This is a genomic window from Kluyvera sp. STS39-E (assembly GCF_040932435.1).
Lineage (GTDB): Bacteria > Pseudomonadota > Gammaproteobacteria > Enterobacterales > Enterobacteriaceae > Kluyvera.
On the sequence record NZ_JBFQGA010000006.1, the window covers coordinates 173,010 to 187,727 of the forward strand.

Sequence of the window (14,718 nt, forward strand, 5' to 3'; positions counted from 1 at the left end):
TTACCCTACAAAAAAGAGGAATACGCAATGTCAGTGAATCCTGCAAAACAGACCGAACTGGAATCCTTGCTGGCCATCAGCAGCGGCTTAAATTCCGAACAGGGCAACGAGCGCTTCAAGGCCATTATCCACCAGGTGTTGAGCGACCTGTGCCAGACCATCAAAAAGTTCGATATTAGTGACGAAGAGTTCTGGCTGGCGGTGAACTACCTAAACGAACTGGGCGAACGTAAAGAGTCAGCGCTGCTGGCAGCTGGTCTCGGTCTGGAACACTATCTGGATATGCGCGCCGACGAAAAAGAAGCTGCCGCAGGTCAGGATGTGGGTACGCCGCGCACTATCGAAGGGCCGCTGTATGTCGCAGGCGCGCCGCTGAGCAAGCAGTATGCGCGGATGGATGACGGCAAAGAGCCGGGCGAGCCGATGTGGCTGCATGGTCAGGTCCGCGATTTAGACGGCAACCCGGTCGCCGGCGCGATTGTGGATATCTGGCATGCTAATACCCTGGGCGGCTATTCATTCTTTGATCAATCCCAAAGCGAATATCATCTGCGCCGCCGTATTGAAACCGGTGCTGATGGGCGTTATGCGGTGCGCAGTATTGTGCCGTGTGGCTATGGTTGCCCGCCGGATGGCCCAACGCAGAAGCTGTTGACCGCGTTAGGCCGCCACGGTAACCGTCCGGCGCACGTGCATTTCTTTGTTTCCGCGCCAGGTTACAAACACCTGACCACGCAGATAAACCTCAACGGCGATGCTTATTTATGGGATGACTTTGCCTTTGCCACCCGCGAAGAGCTTATTGCCGATCCCATCAAAATCACCGACGGCAAGCTTGCGCAGGAGCGCAAAATTAACCAGCCGCATACCGAAGTCAGCTTTGACTTTACGCTGGTGGATTCGGCGCAAACTGAGGAAGAACAGCGCATCAAGCGTGCTCGCGTGATGGAATAAACGCTGATATTGCTGCCTGATGGCGCTTTGCTTATCAGGCCTACAATGTGTCATCCCGTAGGCCTGATAAGCAAAGCGCCATCAGGCACAAATCGCGCGGAATACGACAAACATCGGATGTCTGAGAAAAATACGCATCGGTATAGTTAACGGGCTATCGCATTGTTTCGACAGCGTAAAATGAGCATTGGCAGCCATGCTGATGTCAATCTTACTCACAGGATGTGGGGTCAGAATATGAAGACAGTACGTATCGTTTGTTTGCTGGCTATCGGGATGATATTCGCCACGGCAGCCCAGGCGCAAAGTCGCGCCAGTACCGGAACTATCCATTTTGTCGGCCAAATTGTCGAAGGCGGTTGCGGGGCTGAAGTTCAGCGCGCGCAGGTTGAGATTTCCTGTTTTCGCGACGGCGTGAACCACTTTCAGCGCGTGGCGCTCAATTCTAGCGATGATGTCCATTCAATGCGGCATATTGGCAAGATAACCCAGCGCTCACTGGCGGGTCATCCCGAGCTACAGGAAATGACCATCAGCTACCATTAAATATTGGCCTTCCTCGTTATTGAGGAAGGCGGTATTTATCTAAAGGGAAAGCCAATGCTGACCGGCGCTTTTCATGTCTGCTTCAAGCTGGCTGCCGCGTGTGGCGAAAACGCGTCCTAGCGGGAAGCCGCTTTTTTCCAGCAGGTAGGCTAATGGCGCGTATTCGCGTGGATAGCGTGCGACGATCGCCGCGTCAATATCCACAAAACCTTGCGGGAAGGTGAAAGTCCCCATGTCATAAACGCTCTGGCGGTGAAACAGCTTCCAGCAGTCGTCTCTTTTTTCAGCCAAATCGTAAAAACGATTGTGACATTCACAGCCTAAATTCAGTTGGATGTTTTCGGCAATGATGATGGCATTGGTTTCCAGCAGCGCTTTATTGCCTGCCGCATTAAAGGTCACCAGCGGTGAGCCAATCATATGCTTGGTGCGTAAGTCGGAAGCCCCCATCCGCATGGAACCTTCAACAAAATCACTGGCCAGGCCTTCAAACCAGGTGATCTCTATTGTTCCGTCGGGGTGGAATAGATTGCGCAGTCGATCCCATTCCCCGAGATCGCGGTGGATCCAACCATTCATCAAATCATTGAGCTGCTGGCGATCGTTATGGGTAGTTTGCATGGTGAGGCTCCTATCAGTGGACTGGAATCAGTTTGGTGGCAAGTGGCGATTAATTCAAATATATTAATTTGAACGAATAATCATTATTAATGATTGATGAGGGAGCTATGGAACTGCGTCATCTGCGCTACTTTCTTGCCGTCGCCGAGGAAGAGCATTTTGGACGTGCCGCAAAACGGCTGAACATCGTACAGCCTGCGCTCAGCATGCAGATAAAGGCATTGGAAGAGGAGCTTGGCGGGGCGCTTTTTATCCGCACCAGCCGCCACGTGGAGCTCACCGACGCCGGGCGGCTTTTGCAAACGGAGGCCCAGCGAACGCTGGCGCAGGTTGAACATACGCAACTGGCCGTTGCGCGGTCTTTGCGCGGTGAAACGGGGCGCGTTCGGGTGGGTTTTGCCGGTAACGCTATCTTTAGCGGCAAGATGATTGCCGATTTGCGCCTGTTTCATCAGTCATATCCTGATGCTGAACTGGTGATACAGGAAGTTGCGCCCCAGCAACAGGTCGAGGCTATTCTGGCCGGGCAGTTGGATGTCGGCTACACACCCCAGAGCAGTCACACGTCGACGGCGGAAATTATTGCGCAGCCGCTGGGTCAGTGGGATTTTCTGCTGGCATTGCCTGAAGATCACGTGCTGGCGAAGCAATCCACTCTCACCATTGACATGCTGGCGAATGAACCGCTGATCCTCTATGAAGCGCATGATGCGAACGAGCGCCTGTATTTGCTGCTGCAAGAAAAGCTTGGCGATAATCTGCGCGTTGCCCACCGAAGCGGCAGTACGTTAAGCGTGTTGGCGATTGCGGCGACCGGACTGGGCCTGGCCCTGATTCCATCGCCGTTACAGCAGGTGACAATTCCCGGTCTGACCTACCGCCGTTTAGATGAACCCACGTTGACGGCGAATTTGCTGCTCATTCGCCGCGCGGTTGAGCCGAATATGACGGTTGCGGCCTATTTGAGCCTTGCTTCTCCAGATCCTAAGGCGTGAGTGTTAAAGGACTTGTGCGGCTTGGCTGGTTTCGCGCAGCGCTCCCGGCGGCTGTCCGGTCACGCGCTTAAAGGCCCGACTAAACGCCGCGACGGAACCATAGCCTAATCGCAGTGCGACGGTTTCAATCGCCTGCTGCTCATGGCCGATATACTGCACCGCCAGCCGCATACGCAGCTCGCCGAGATATTTTGCCGGCGTGGTGCCGGTTGCAGAAAGAAATCGCTCGGCGAAGACCGATCGCGATGTCCCGGCTTCTTTTGCCAGCGTGGCGACGCTCCAGTTCACCCCGGGCTGTTGATGCATGGCGTAGATGGCGCGGCTCAGACGCGGGTCGCGTAACACTTGGATCCACCCGGTGGCCTTACCGCAGCCGCTTTCCACCCAGCCACGAACAATCAGCGCCGCCACCACGTCCGCGAGCCGGGCAAGTATGCCGGCAAACCCGACCTGGCGGCCGAGCGATTCGCGTTCCATGGCGGCGAGCAACGGATGAATTTCCGGGCGCGTCGCCATCAGGCTGCTCACCATCATCACTTCAGGCATCGCTTTAATCAGCGGCTGCATACCGCCTAGCTCGAAATCCATGCAGGCGGTAAAAATCACCGCGTTGTCACCTTCCGGGCAGCTCTTGCAGTGAATATCGTGCACCCGATTACACAGCGGCTCGCTGGGAAAATCGGCAATAGGGGTTACGACCGCTGCGTCATCAGAGAGCAGGGCATGCGACTCGCCGTTGGGAATAAACACCGCGTCACCGCTGTCCAGCGTGAAACGCGCGCCGCTGTGCATCCGCAGTACCACAGGGCCTCGGCTGACAAAATGAAATTGAGCCTTGCCGGGAACATTGCCGAACGACAAACCAAACGGCGCACCGGTTTCGATTCGCCGGTAGTTGACGCCGGAAAGGCGCATGCCGCGTAGCAGTTCGCTTATTAAATCGGGGGCATGGAGGGACATCGCGAAAACTCCGGACGAATTATCAATAATAAAAGATTTTACATCATAGATCGTCCGAGTGAGGTTTTCTATTCTTTGTGACCGTTATCTCATTTTTTTAACCGGAGAGTTACAAATGAATTCATGCGCCACTGCAAGCGCGTCATTGGCACCGGCCAAACCCGCCTGGCGAGCCGTCTGGTCGCTGGCGCTGGGCGTGTTCGGGCTGATTACCGCTGAATTTTTACCCGCCAGCCTGCTCACGCCTATGGCTTCAAGCCTTGGTGTCACCGAAGGCGTCGCCGGACAGACGGTAACCGCCACCGCGCTGGTGGCGCTGGTCACCGGGCTGCTCATCACCAGCGCCACCAAAAGTATCGACCGCCGCTGGGTGCTGATGTTCTTTACCGTGCTGCAAATTGTCTCCAGCCTGATGGTTGCCTTTGCGCCATCGCTACATGTTTTGCTAATCGGACGATTGTTGCTCGGTGTGGCTATCGGCGGCTTCTGGGCGATGTCGACCGCCACGGCGATGCGGCTGGTACCGGCGAAGGATGTACCAAAAGCGCTGTCGATAATCTTTGGCGGAGTGTCGATTGCCACCGTAGTGGCGGCACCGCTTGGCAGCTACCTCGGCAGTCTGATCGGTTGGCGAAATGTGTTTATCCTGTGTGTTATCCCAGGCGTGCTGGCACTGTTCTGGCAGCTGTGGGTATTGCCTTCTATGCGTCCTGAAAACAGCGGCAACCTCGGCACTTTGTTCAGAGTGCTGCGCCGTCCCGGCATGATCGGCGGTCTGCTGGCGACCATTTTTATCTTCAGCGGGCATTTTGCCTTCTTCACCTACCTGCGTCCGTTCCTCGAGACGGTGGGACGGGCAAACGTCGAAACGATTTCGCTGATCCTGCTGGGCTTTGGTGTCGCCAATTTCATTGGCACTTCAATTGCTGGGTATCTGCTGGCGCGTAACCTGCGCTTAACGCTGGCTCTGGTGCCATTTGCTATGGGCGTACTGGCGTTGACGATGGTGGCTTATGGGCATCTGGCGCTGGTGGACGGTTTGCTGGTCACGCTGTGGGGATTTGCTTTTGGCTTGGTGCCGGTTGGCTGGTCAACCTGGCTTGCCACCACGGTGGCTGACGAAGCTGAAAGCGCCGGTGGGCTGATGGTGGCCTCTATTCAATTGGCAATCAGCGCAGGGGCCGCAGGCGGTGGGCTGGTGTTTGATATGAACGGGGCCAATGGCGTATTCACCGCCAGCGGTGTGCTGCTGGTGGCGGCGATGGTGATGGTGTTTGCCGGCGTGCGGGTGAAATCGGCGGCGGTTGAGTAGTGAGCTTGGCTTAATACAGGCCCGGTAAGCGAAGTGCTACCGGGCCGTTTTATTTTCATCGTCAGACCAGCAGATAGCTCAGGCCGGTAAAGGCCACCATTCCGGCAATCACGGTCGCAAACAGGCTGCGGCTTAAGATCCCCACCAGCGTCGCCACCGCGGCGGCCAGCAGTGAGATGCTGATACCGCTGCTGTTCAACGCCGGTTTGCCCAGCAGTTCGGCGGCAATAATCGCGGCCATAATGGCAGCGGGAATGAAGCTCAGCCACTGCTGCAGCGCCGGTGGCATACGAAACCGTGAGAGTAAAAGCACCGGCACCACGCGCATCAGCGCCGTCACTGCCGCCGAGGCCAAAATGGCCAGCAGAATATTACGCTCCATGCTTTGACTCCTTATTCAAGACATAGCGCAGTCCCAGCGTCGCCAGCGTGGCGGCAACCGATGCGGCGACAATCACAACAACGCTGGTATCGGCGTGTCCCGACATCAATAGCGTGATCGCCACGGCGACAGCAATGCTCAATGACTCCAACAGTTTACGGCGGCTGGCAAACCACAGCATTAACACCAGACCGATAAACATCGACACCAAGCTAAAGCTCAACCCCTCCATTAACGCTGGCGGCAAGGCCGATGCCAGTACCGCGCCAATCACGCAGGCGAGGATCCAGTTCAGCCATGCTGCGACGTTCAAGCCAAACATCCAGGCGAAGGATACTTTGCTTTGTGGGCTGCCGTGTTGCACCGCGACGCCGAAGGTTTCATCGGTCAGCAGCAGGCCGCTGATAATTTTTTGCACGGTGGTTTGTTCGCGAAAATAGACGCTCATCGCCGAGCTCATCAGCAGGTAGCGCAGGTTAACCAGCAGCACCGAAAGCACCACGGAAAGCGCTTCCGCCCCCGCAGCCCACAGTGAGTAAAACAAGAACTGCGCCGAACCGGCGTACAGTAGGGTTGCCAGCAGCGCGGTTTGTAGGGTGCTGAAACCGGCGAGCGTCCCGATAGCGCCGGCGGCAAAACCAATGCTCCAGTAGCCTGGAATGGTCGGCAGGCAGGCCATAATCCCGGCACGAAACTCCGATTTGGCTTCACTGCGTGGCGAGGCCGTTGTGTCTGTTAACATTACTTTTTCCTGTTTTTTATTTTACTGAATGATAACTTTTGCCGGGCGGCGCTGGAATAGAAAAATGAGTGAATGCGGGGTGTGATTTCAGGGATCGGGCTCAACAATCGCTGAAGATTTGACCAGTGTTGGTAACGTACTATTATTTATTTGTTACGTGTGTCCACAGCAAAAACATAGATGTAATCAGGATGAAATCATTGTCAGTATTTTTCATTAGTTCACAAAACTAAATTTTTTGAATGAATGCGGCGTCATACACTAGGCATGAGAAATGTGGATAGTATGATTGAGTAAATGGTAGAGGTGTCTTTAAGGGCTACTTTATGGTGTTCTTAATATTATAGGTGATGAGAAAATACTATAACTACAACTAATGAATTTATAGGGGCTGTAATATGTATGAGTCACAAAAGAAGTTAAAGAATAATAAACATTTAGCAGTTGCGGATTCTATTGTTCAGCCAAAAATGATTGAGAGGAAAAGTTCTGAAATAGTGGATAACCGCTCTGGTTCTATTGCACAACGTAAGTTTCTAGAAACTCGGAATAGTTTTTCTACCCCAGAGCAAGCTCAGTCTATACAGCGTAAAAAGTTAGACATATTACAGCTTGGTAGTAAACGAAAAGGAAAGGGGAAATTCTCCACCGTGGCGGCTTCCCCTGCAGCATTAGCCGTTACGAATATGTTTATACAGCAGCATCTGGGCAACGAAGCAGCCGCCATTCAAATGGCACGGAATCGAGCTGGGTCAGGTATTGCGGCTAGTCATACGATTGATCTCACTGAAACGGCGAGGTTGCTTAGTGAAATGCAGCAAAGGATTACCGCCGATTATTATGTCCCAGAAAACGAAGTTATGAGCCCATACGAAGGTGGAATGCAGTATTTGACTGGAAATTCATACAAAATATGGGAGACAAGATTTGATAAAAAGGGCAAGTTAAAAAAGACTAAATCGGTTAACAAACGATTTTACTATGATGTCCTAGGCATTGCTGGAAATGCGTTGCATCACTTTGATGGGGTGGAATAAATTAATTTATTCTTCTTAAATGCAAAAGTGAAGTGCGAAAGCGCGGCTCAGAAAATAAATTTGAAAGGTGACTTATTCCACTGTGATCGGGAAAAATTATATAATCAATATGGTCAATTTTTCAAGGATATGCCATGTCTCCACAAGTCGATGTCGAAGACCCTCAGCAAAAAAATAATGTCATCATGCTTTATCGCGAGATGGCATGGCTAACACAGGTCATTAACCAGGTTATTTGCAGCTACTTAAAACAGGAAGGTCATGAGCGCCATTGGGTGAATATTCCCCTCCCGGATTTGATGAAAGGAACTCCCTACGCCGATCTCATTATTGACTGGCAACTCTCTCCTTTTGAGCGTCTGGCACTAGCGCTTGCCATGGCGCCGAGCGTGAAACCCGATACCCTTGATATCTTCTTTGGGCTTAACAGCCTTATCGATCGTCCCTTTACCGAGTTTGGCGGCGTCAGTGATAAAGCCTTTAGCGGCTTTATTCCCACCGGGCAGACACTCAATTTTCTGATTAGCGCCAACGATCCCGATTGGCGCGTCCATGCGCACGCTATTTTCTCGAACAAACATCGCCTGATGGCGGAACAAGTCACGCAGCTGCTGTCCGTTGATGATGGGGTGCCCAAATGGGCCGGTATTTATCAGTTAAACGAGGAATGGCTACACTATTTTATGACCGGCGAGCGTCTGCGCCCGGAATTAAGCGCCAGTTTCCCGGCCCATTTGCTGGAATCGCCTCTGGAATGGGGCGATCTGGTGCTGGATGGCGAAGTGATGGCGCAGATTGAAGAGCTGCATGCGTGGCTTAAACACGGTCATACGCTGATGAACGAGTGGCAGTTGGTGAAAAAGGTGAAGCCGGGATATCGAGCGGTGTTCTTTGGCCCGCCGGGCACCGGTAAAACGCTCACCGCCGCGCTGCTCGGCAAAGCCACAGGGCGGGATGTTTATCGTGTCGATCTTTCGATGGTGGTGTCAAAATACATTGGCGAGACCGAGAAAAACTTATCCCGCGTGTTTGATGCTGCCAGCTACAAAGAGTGGATCCTGTTTTTTGACGAAGGGGACGCATTGTTTGGCAAACGCTCTGAGGTCAGTTCATCCAACGACCGCCATGCTAACCAGCTAACAGGCTATTTGCTGCAAAAGATAGAAGATTTTCCCGGTACGGTGATTATTGCCACCAACCTGAAAACCAATATGGATGAGGCGTTTACCCGCCGCTTCCAAAGCATGGTGCAGTTTACGATTCCTAGCCCGAAAGAGCGTCTGCTGTTATGGCAAAAGGCATTTCATGGCGTGTGCGATCTTGGCGACGATGTCAATTTGCCCGCTATTGCCGACCGCTATGAGGTTGCCGGTGGGCAAATTATTAACGTGCTGCGCCAGTGTGCATTAACCGCCATTCAGCGTGGGGCACGCACGGTTTCGCAGGACGATATTATTGCCAGCATTCGCCAAGAATTTAGGAAAGATAACAAAATATTCTTTGAATGAATGTGCCGTCCCACTACGGGCAGCAGGAAAGTGGGAAGATTTAGCTAACTATCTGATACAGCAAGATTGATAACGAGGATGGTTGTTATGTTTATAAAACAGAAGCCACAGCATCAATCAACCCGCCGGGCGGTTTCGCAGCGCAAGGAGGGGCATGCGGCGATGCTGGAGGACAAGCGTGCGCAGACTGTGCAAAGACAGCCTAATAAAACCGGACTGCCCGATAACCTGAAAAGCGGGATGGAAGATCTCAGCGGCATGAGTCTGGATCATGTTCGGGTGCATTACAACTCAGAAAAACCGGCCGCCGTGCAGGCGCACGCCTATGCCCAGGGCAGTGATATTCACCTTGCTTCCGGCCAGGAAAAACATCTGCCGCATGAACTGGGGCACGTGGTACAGCAGGCGCAGGGGCGAGTGACGGCAACGACTTCGGTGGCGGGGATGGCGGTAAATGATAGCCCGGCGCTGGAGCATGAGGCGGATGTGCTGGGGTCTAAGGCGCTGCGGAGTTAAAGAATTAATAATTAATATAAAAATCCTGTAACAGCCAATAAAAAGGCGAGATATGTACAAACAGTTAGAAAAAAACAAAGAGAATAAAAGTAGAGCGGTTTTAAATTCTGTTGCTCAGAAGAAAGATGAGGGGCGACAAGCTTTTTTACATGTGGATAATCGACCTGAAGTTGTTGCTCAAAGGCAACTGCAAGAAATGGTTGGCAATAACTATTCTCAACAACAATCTATCCAAAAAAAAGAAAATGGCGAAGATTTGCCTGACCACCTAAAATCAGGAATAGAAGACCTTCCTGATTATCCTATTGATGATATAAAAATAAATTATGCTTTAGGTGGTGCAAGTGCATTTACAAAAAATGTTGTTCAAAGAGTAATTGGCGACATCCAAAAAGATACATATGTAATAGAAAAGAATACAAGAACTATTTATTATGCAGTGTGGAACAATGAAAGCGGGCACTATGATTTGAACAGTGTTGATGATAATGCTGTGTCGATAAACTTTTTTATGTCAGTAACTCCTGACAATGATAACTATTCAGCCATTGATATCAAAGAAGCTAAAGCTATACACTCATCTAAAATAAATGAAGATTGTTATATAAATTATTTTCGCGACTATTATGATGATGTGCCTATCGAGATACTAACATCTTTATTTGAAGAGGCTTGTGATGAATTTGATTCCTTTGAGGATTCAAAAGATTATTTAGATAGTCAGATATCTCGCCATCAACATTTACTGAAAAAAAAGCACAAGCTTAAAGTTAACTCCTCATATCCACGAGTGTTTGTGAAAGGCGTTGATGGGGACTCTCAATTAACTCTGAAAAAATTAAATAAAAAAGAGCATGAACTTGGCGTGGATTTATCTTACCGCGATCATAGAGACGCTATTGATATTGAATTGGATCGTTTTTTACCCGACGAGGAACATGATACTAAAGAGTATAGAAAACGCTATGAAGCAATGACCATGGCCGATGGATCGGATAGCGAAAATGATGATGGACAAAATATGACTTCAACTGGTGGATTTCCTCTAACATCGAACACTGTCGATTTAATGAGCGAATACAGTAACATGCATTATCGTCATCAGCTTAAAAAACCGAATCACACGTCTTCTACTCGAGCGTATGAAGAAGAATTTCTGAAATGGATGAAAAGTGAAATAAATGTCGAAACTATGGCTGTGCTAAACTTGCCTCCTGGTTCTGATGCAGATCCTGAACAGGAAACCATGCTCAATACCTTTGGTGCGGCTTTAGATGTTAATACCCCGCCAAAGAATAACCCAATAGGAAAAGGAAAGATTTATAAAACCATTTATTTACACTTTAAAAGAACCTTGGAAATGATCAATAGCGAATTAGATAAAGCGGAATTAAAGGATAATCTTGATAATTTTGCAATGCGCACTCGTGCTCATATCCAATATCTTGAGAATAACTTTTTAATTGGTATGAGGCAAAATGAAGATGAGTTTTTAGCAAAAGAAGGTGAATCACTTATTCCTCGGGAGACAGTCAGCAACATGATAGACTCCGCTCAGAGTTTAATACTTAATTTAGCCAAAGGAGCTGAATTAAAGGAAGATCTCAGTTCAATGTTTGGAGAGCATACAAAAAAATGGCTTGAGGTCTTAGGAACAGTACTGGGATTGTACTACAAAACAATAAAGCGATTAATTCAAAGTAGGCTTTTTATTGGTGAGGGAACAACGGATGATCTTTTAAATTTATTTTCGAAATTAGGGCAGTTGTTAGACGCTGAAATAAAAATCAATAATCAACTTCGCGCCATGAAAGTAGCTAAAGCAACCAGCAGAAGTAAAGGGAAAAGGAAGGCGGTAGCCAGCATAGAAAGAACCAGCAGTCTGGATCTTGAAGGTGAGGATGGTGATTCTATGCCCGATTCGTCATTCGCATATTCCGGAGCGAGAGCGGCCCAAGATTATAGCATGGAATTTGTTCCAATCAGCGGAAACGGACTAAATTGCTACATAAGAAGTATTTTCACTGGCTTACATCGCTTGGAATATTTTACGGGTTCAATTGAGAATGCCGTTAGTGTTATTTCGGATCACCTCGAAAGCATTCACCTCAGAGTCGGTTCTCAAATGATTGATGCCGGTGGACTCGTAGCTGCTGAGGCAAGAAGAGCCATATTAGAGTTGTATAATGTTGACGTAGGAGTAACAATTATCACTTGGAATTATGATTTAGGACGGTTTGTTGATTACAGTGCTAATGATGGGGCGGTTCAGTTGAATTTGTTTAGCACCCCAGGCCATTTTGATCTTTTAGGTTGAGCAAAATATGATTTTTATTATTCATTAAGTTGAGTGTGAATTTTTACTTTGAATTTATCTCGCCCTATTGTTTTTTCGGTGATTTTTAGCTAAATCGTTATAGGTTTAAGGAAACATTGTTTTCTATATTACCATGATAAATTGGTGCATCATTTTTTATACACGAAAAAATGTTTGAGTAATCGAGGGGATAAGGAACGTGCCAGTTATCCCCTCGTAAAAATTTCACCCCTTACGGCTTATCCCCCTCCTTCCTCACCATCCTTACCGCAAACAATATCCAGCCAATCACAATCATAAAGATAATCAAAATCGGCCCTTGATACGCCTGAAACGCCGGGTCGGCGACAAACACCAGCATCAATCCGCTGATGGACAGCGCGGTCAGCGCTACAAACGGGAAGCGGCTCAGGTGTTTTCTCAGTGGGAACGACCAGATGCAGATTATCAGGAACAGCAAAATAAACAGGAACGACACAAACAAACCGGCTCTCAGCTCCCAGCGGTGAATACAGATCCAGTTTAACAATTGGGTGACGCTATTTATTACCTGATTGATCGGCTGCGGATACTGCTGGGCTTCCGGGAAGAAGGTTTTATCAATCAGCTTCTCATTGGCGTCACTGAGCGGCAGCGGCCAGTAACCTGCGCCCAAAAAGCTCCAGCTGGAAAGATTGACCAGTTGGGTCAGGGTCGGCGTTTGGTCACGGTTATCTTCGCTGATAAGCATGGGTACGAGGCGCTTGTACACCTGCTGAACGTCAAGCTGGTCCGATTGTTTGCTTAGCCATCGTTGTAGCCCTTTAATTTGGTCAAGTTCGTCGGTGGCCTTCTCGCGTGTTGCCGGTGAGCCAGGGCGAACAATCAGCAGGTTGGTTCGTTTTGATAATGCATTGAAATTTTGGAAGTTGTAAAAACCATTTTTGCCCTCCACAACATCACTGACGGGGACAATCACGCTGAGATAATAGGTATCATGGCTGGTGAGCTCGCCATCTAATTCACTAGCGCTGGACTGGCGGTGTTCACTCTGACGGAGCGCAATCTTAAGCCTGTCCAAGAACGAGAAGAAGGCCTGTTGGCTTTCAGGGGTGTCCAAGGTGGAAAGGTCGATATCAAGAGTAATGCCATCGGCCATTGATGGTACGCCTTGGAGCCCAAAACTTATCCACGGCTTCAGATTGTTGATGGCGTATTTATCCATTGGCGTCGTGACGGACTCAACCAACCGTTTAACCATATCGTCGGTAAACAGCCCGGTTAGCTGGTCTCGCGACAGGTCGCGCGGCGTCGTGACCACGAGATCGAGCTTGGTGCGGTAGCGATGGGTTATCTGAATAAACTGGCTGAATTTTTTCTCAGCTAACCAGTTTTGTGGCAGCACTAACGTATTGCCGTTTCCTTCCGGCTTCATCACTGCACCCACATAGCCAATGCGATCTAAGCGGCTAAAATCAATGGATTGCCCCTCTTCGAGATGCTGCCAGTACGGATAAAAGCCGTAAAAAATTCCCATCGTAAATATCGACTTGACGATGTCCTGACACCCGCAGTCTGCTGGTGCTACCCAGCGAACAGGCTTGGCGTGAACAGGGTTTGGTCCATTTTTTCTCGCCAGCGCGAAGACGCCCTTATCCTGCAGGCTGCCAGGGGGTATACCCGACTCATTAATCGCCATTTGCAATAGATAGAGACTCGGGAAGACTTCATCCTTGAGCGGCTCAAGCGTCGTTAACACCTCTTTCGACAGGGCGGTGATCCCAAATTGCTTGATGATTTTGCTTAGCGCTTCGGGATTGAGCTGCCAGACGATCTGTGGCGCGTTCGTTTGCGTGTCGCTTTGGCTACTCGTTTCAATGACCTGGGTTGAAGTCGCGGGGTCATCGGGGCTTTTAGTTTCCGTATTTTGATCAGCTGCCGTGCTATTACCTGCGTCGTTATTGGTAGGCTGAGCCGTGCTAGTGCTAGTGCTAGTGCTAGTGCTAGTGCTAGTGGTTGCACTCGTGCTTGGCTGAGAGGTTTCAATCGTATAGGAATCAATCAAGCTATCGATATTCAGTGGGGGAGCGATGGGGATATTCAGCTCAGTAAACAAATCGCTGAGCTGATTATAAAGCTGGCTACGCTGATCGAACTGCTGCTTCTCTAATTTCGCAAAGGTCGCCAGTACGGTCTGACGCAGCGTCAGGCTGGTGAAGTCTTTCTCCGTCAGCTGGTAAAAATAGGGTGCCGTGTCGCTGTTGGGCCTTTCAGGAACAGACGGCTCAGTGGATCTTGGCGCATCAGCATTTTTACCCGCGCCTGCGGCCCTGAGGCCCAGTTTTATCTCTATCTCTGAGGGCGTTAAATTAAGCAGTTCCGGGGGCGTTATCGCCGTCCGCCATGTTGGATAGAGCGTATTTCGCTCGGCGGCGCGGTTTAATGCAATCATCAACGATTCGACAAAAATCGGCTGCTGGTCGTTGGATGACTCGGGAACGGCAAAGGCAAATTCACCGCAGAAATAGTTCAGCCAGTAACGCGTTGTGGGGCCAACTATGCCATCGTTGAGGCGCTGTCCTCTTTTCAATTGAGCCTGGAAGGCGCTGTTGTTCTGATAAAAATCGGCAAGCTGAGTTTGTATCTCTCTCCCCAGATTACGCTTATCGCTCGCCGTTAGCTGCTTGCTGCACGTTTTATACGTCTGGGTGCTATCGGCCAGCGCGTTTTGCGCGGCGTAACCCATTGTCGGCAGCGTGGATAACAGGAGCCCGCAGATAACACGTTTGGCAAGGCGCGGCATTGGCTTGCGAATAAGAGATAACAGACTGAAACCAGGATTTATCATT

General features: G+C 49.9%; 13 protein-coding genes. 8 read left to right on the forward strand and 5 right to left on the reverse strand.

Going from position 1 to position 14,718, the window contains the following annotated elements:
- The first annotated feature begins 27 nt into the window (after nt 1-27).
- Together catA and AB4K05_RS14955 are read left to right on the forward strand one after the other, a co-directional pair.
- Nucleotides 28-954, forward strand: coding sequence for a catechol 1,2-dioxygenase (gene catA / locus AB4K05_RS14950; RefSeq protein WP_368480726.1), 927 nt, complete (start codon nt 28-30; stop codon nt 952-954).
- A gap of 237 nt (nt 955-1,191) precedes the next feature.
- Complete coding sequence (locus tag AB4K05_RS14955; protein WP_368480727.1) at nt 1,192-1,500, forward strand: hypothetical protein; 309 nt, start codon at nt 1,192-1,194, stop codon at nt 1,498-1,500.
- 39 nt (nt 1,501-1,539) lie between these two features.
- Here the strand turns inward: AB4K05_RS14955 and AB4K05_RS14960 are convergent, their stop codons facing one another.
- Entirely contained in the window at nt 1,540-2,121 is a 582-nt protein-coding gene (locus AB4K05_RS14960; protein ID WP_368480728.1) for a nuclear transport factor 2 family protein, read from the reverse strand.
- A gap of 107 nt (nt 2,122-2,228) precedes the next feature.
- Between AB4K05_RS14960 and AB4K05_RS14965 the strand changes: the two genes are divergently transcribed.
- Nucleotides 2,229-3,116 (forward strand): LysR substrate-binding domain-containing protein, encoded by an 888-nt coding sequence (locus AB4K05_RS14965; RefSeq protein WP_368480729.1) that lies wholly within the window; start codon nt 2,229-2,231, stop codon nt 3,114-3,116.
- A gap of 3 nt (nt 3,117-3,119) precedes the next feature.
- Here the strand turns inward: AB4K05_RS14965 and AB4K05_RS14970 are convergent, their stop codons facing one another.
- The gene (locus tag AB4K05_RS14970; protein WP_368480730.1) at nt 3,120-4,076 is read right to left on the reverse strand and encodes a cupin domain-containing protein; all 957 of its coding nucleotides are present in this window, start codon (nt 4,074-4,076) and stop codon (nt 3,120-3,122) included.
- 115 nt (nt 4,077-4,191) lie between these two features.
- On the opposite strand from AB4K05_RS14970, the gene AB4K05_RS14975 reads away from it, so the two are divergent.
- Complete coding sequence (locus AB4K05_RS14975; RefSeq protein WP_368480731.1) at nt 4,192-5,388, forward strand: MFS transporter; 1,197 nt, start codon at nt 4,192-4,194, stop codon at nt 5,386-5,388.
- Nucleotides 5,389-5,449: 61 nt separating this feature from the next.
- Here the strand turns inward: AB4K05_RS14975 and AB4K05_RS14980 are convergent, their stop codons facing one another.
- The gene (locus AB4K05_RS14980; RefSeq protein WP_368480732.1) at nt 5,450-5,770 is read right to left on the reverse strand and encodes an AzlD domain-containing protein; all 321 of its coding nucleotides are present in this window, start codon (nt 5,768-5,770) and stop codon (nt 5,450-5,452) included.
- Nucleotides 5,760-6,512, reverse strand: coding sequence for an AzlC family ABC transporter permease (locus AB4K05_RS14985; protein WP_368480733.1), 753 nt, complete (start codon nt 6,510-6,512; stop codon nt 5,760-5,762). Before AB4K05_RS14985 ends, AB4K05_RS14980 begins: the two co-directional genes overlap by 11 nt.
- A 398-nt stretch (nt 6,513-6,910) precedes the next feature.
- Between AB4K05_RS14985 and AB4K05_RS14990 the strand changes: the two genes are divergently transcribed.
- From AB4K05_RS14990 to AB4K05_RS15005, 4 genes are all read left to right on the forward strand, one after another.
- Nucleotides 6,911-7,549 carry a hypothetical protein gene (locus AB4K05_RS14990; protein ID WP_368480734.1) on the forward strand — a complete coding sequence of 213 codons (639 nt, stop codon included), beginning with the start codon at nt 6,911-6,913 and terminating at the stop codon, nt 7,547-7,549.
- Nucleotides 7,550-7,683: 134 nt separating this feature from the next.
- Nucleotides 7,684-9,057 carry an ATP-binding protein gene (locus AB4K05_RS14995; RefSeq protein WP_368480735.1) on the forward strand — a complete coding sequence of 458 codons (1,374 nt, stop codon included), beginning with the start codon at nt 7,684-7,686 and terminating at the stop codon, nt 9,055-9,057.
- An 87-nt stretch (nt 9,058-9,144) separates the two neighbouring features.
- Nucleotides 9,145-9,573, forward strand: a complete 429-nt coding sequence (locus tag AB4K05_RS15000; protein WP_368480736.1) for a DUF4157 domain-containing protein — start codon at nt 9,145-9,147, stop codon at nt 9,571-9,573.
- A gap of 52 nt (nt 9,574-9,625) precedes the next feature.
- Nucleotides 9,626-11,890, forward strand: coding sequence for a hypothetical protein (locus AB4K05_RS15005; protein WP_368480737.1), 2,265 nt, complete (start codon nt 9,626-9,628; stop codon nt 11,888-11,890).
- A 232-nt stretch (nt 11,891-12,122) separates the two neighbouring features.
- Here the strand turns inward: AB4K05_RS15005 and AB4K05_RS15010 are convergent, their stop codons facing one another.
- Entirely contained in the window at nt 12,123-14,717 is a 2,595-nt protein-coding gene (locus tag AB4K05_RS15010; protein ID WP_368480738.1) for a hypothetical protein, read from the reverse strand.
- Between the last annotated feature and the right edge of the window lies 1 nt (nt 14,718).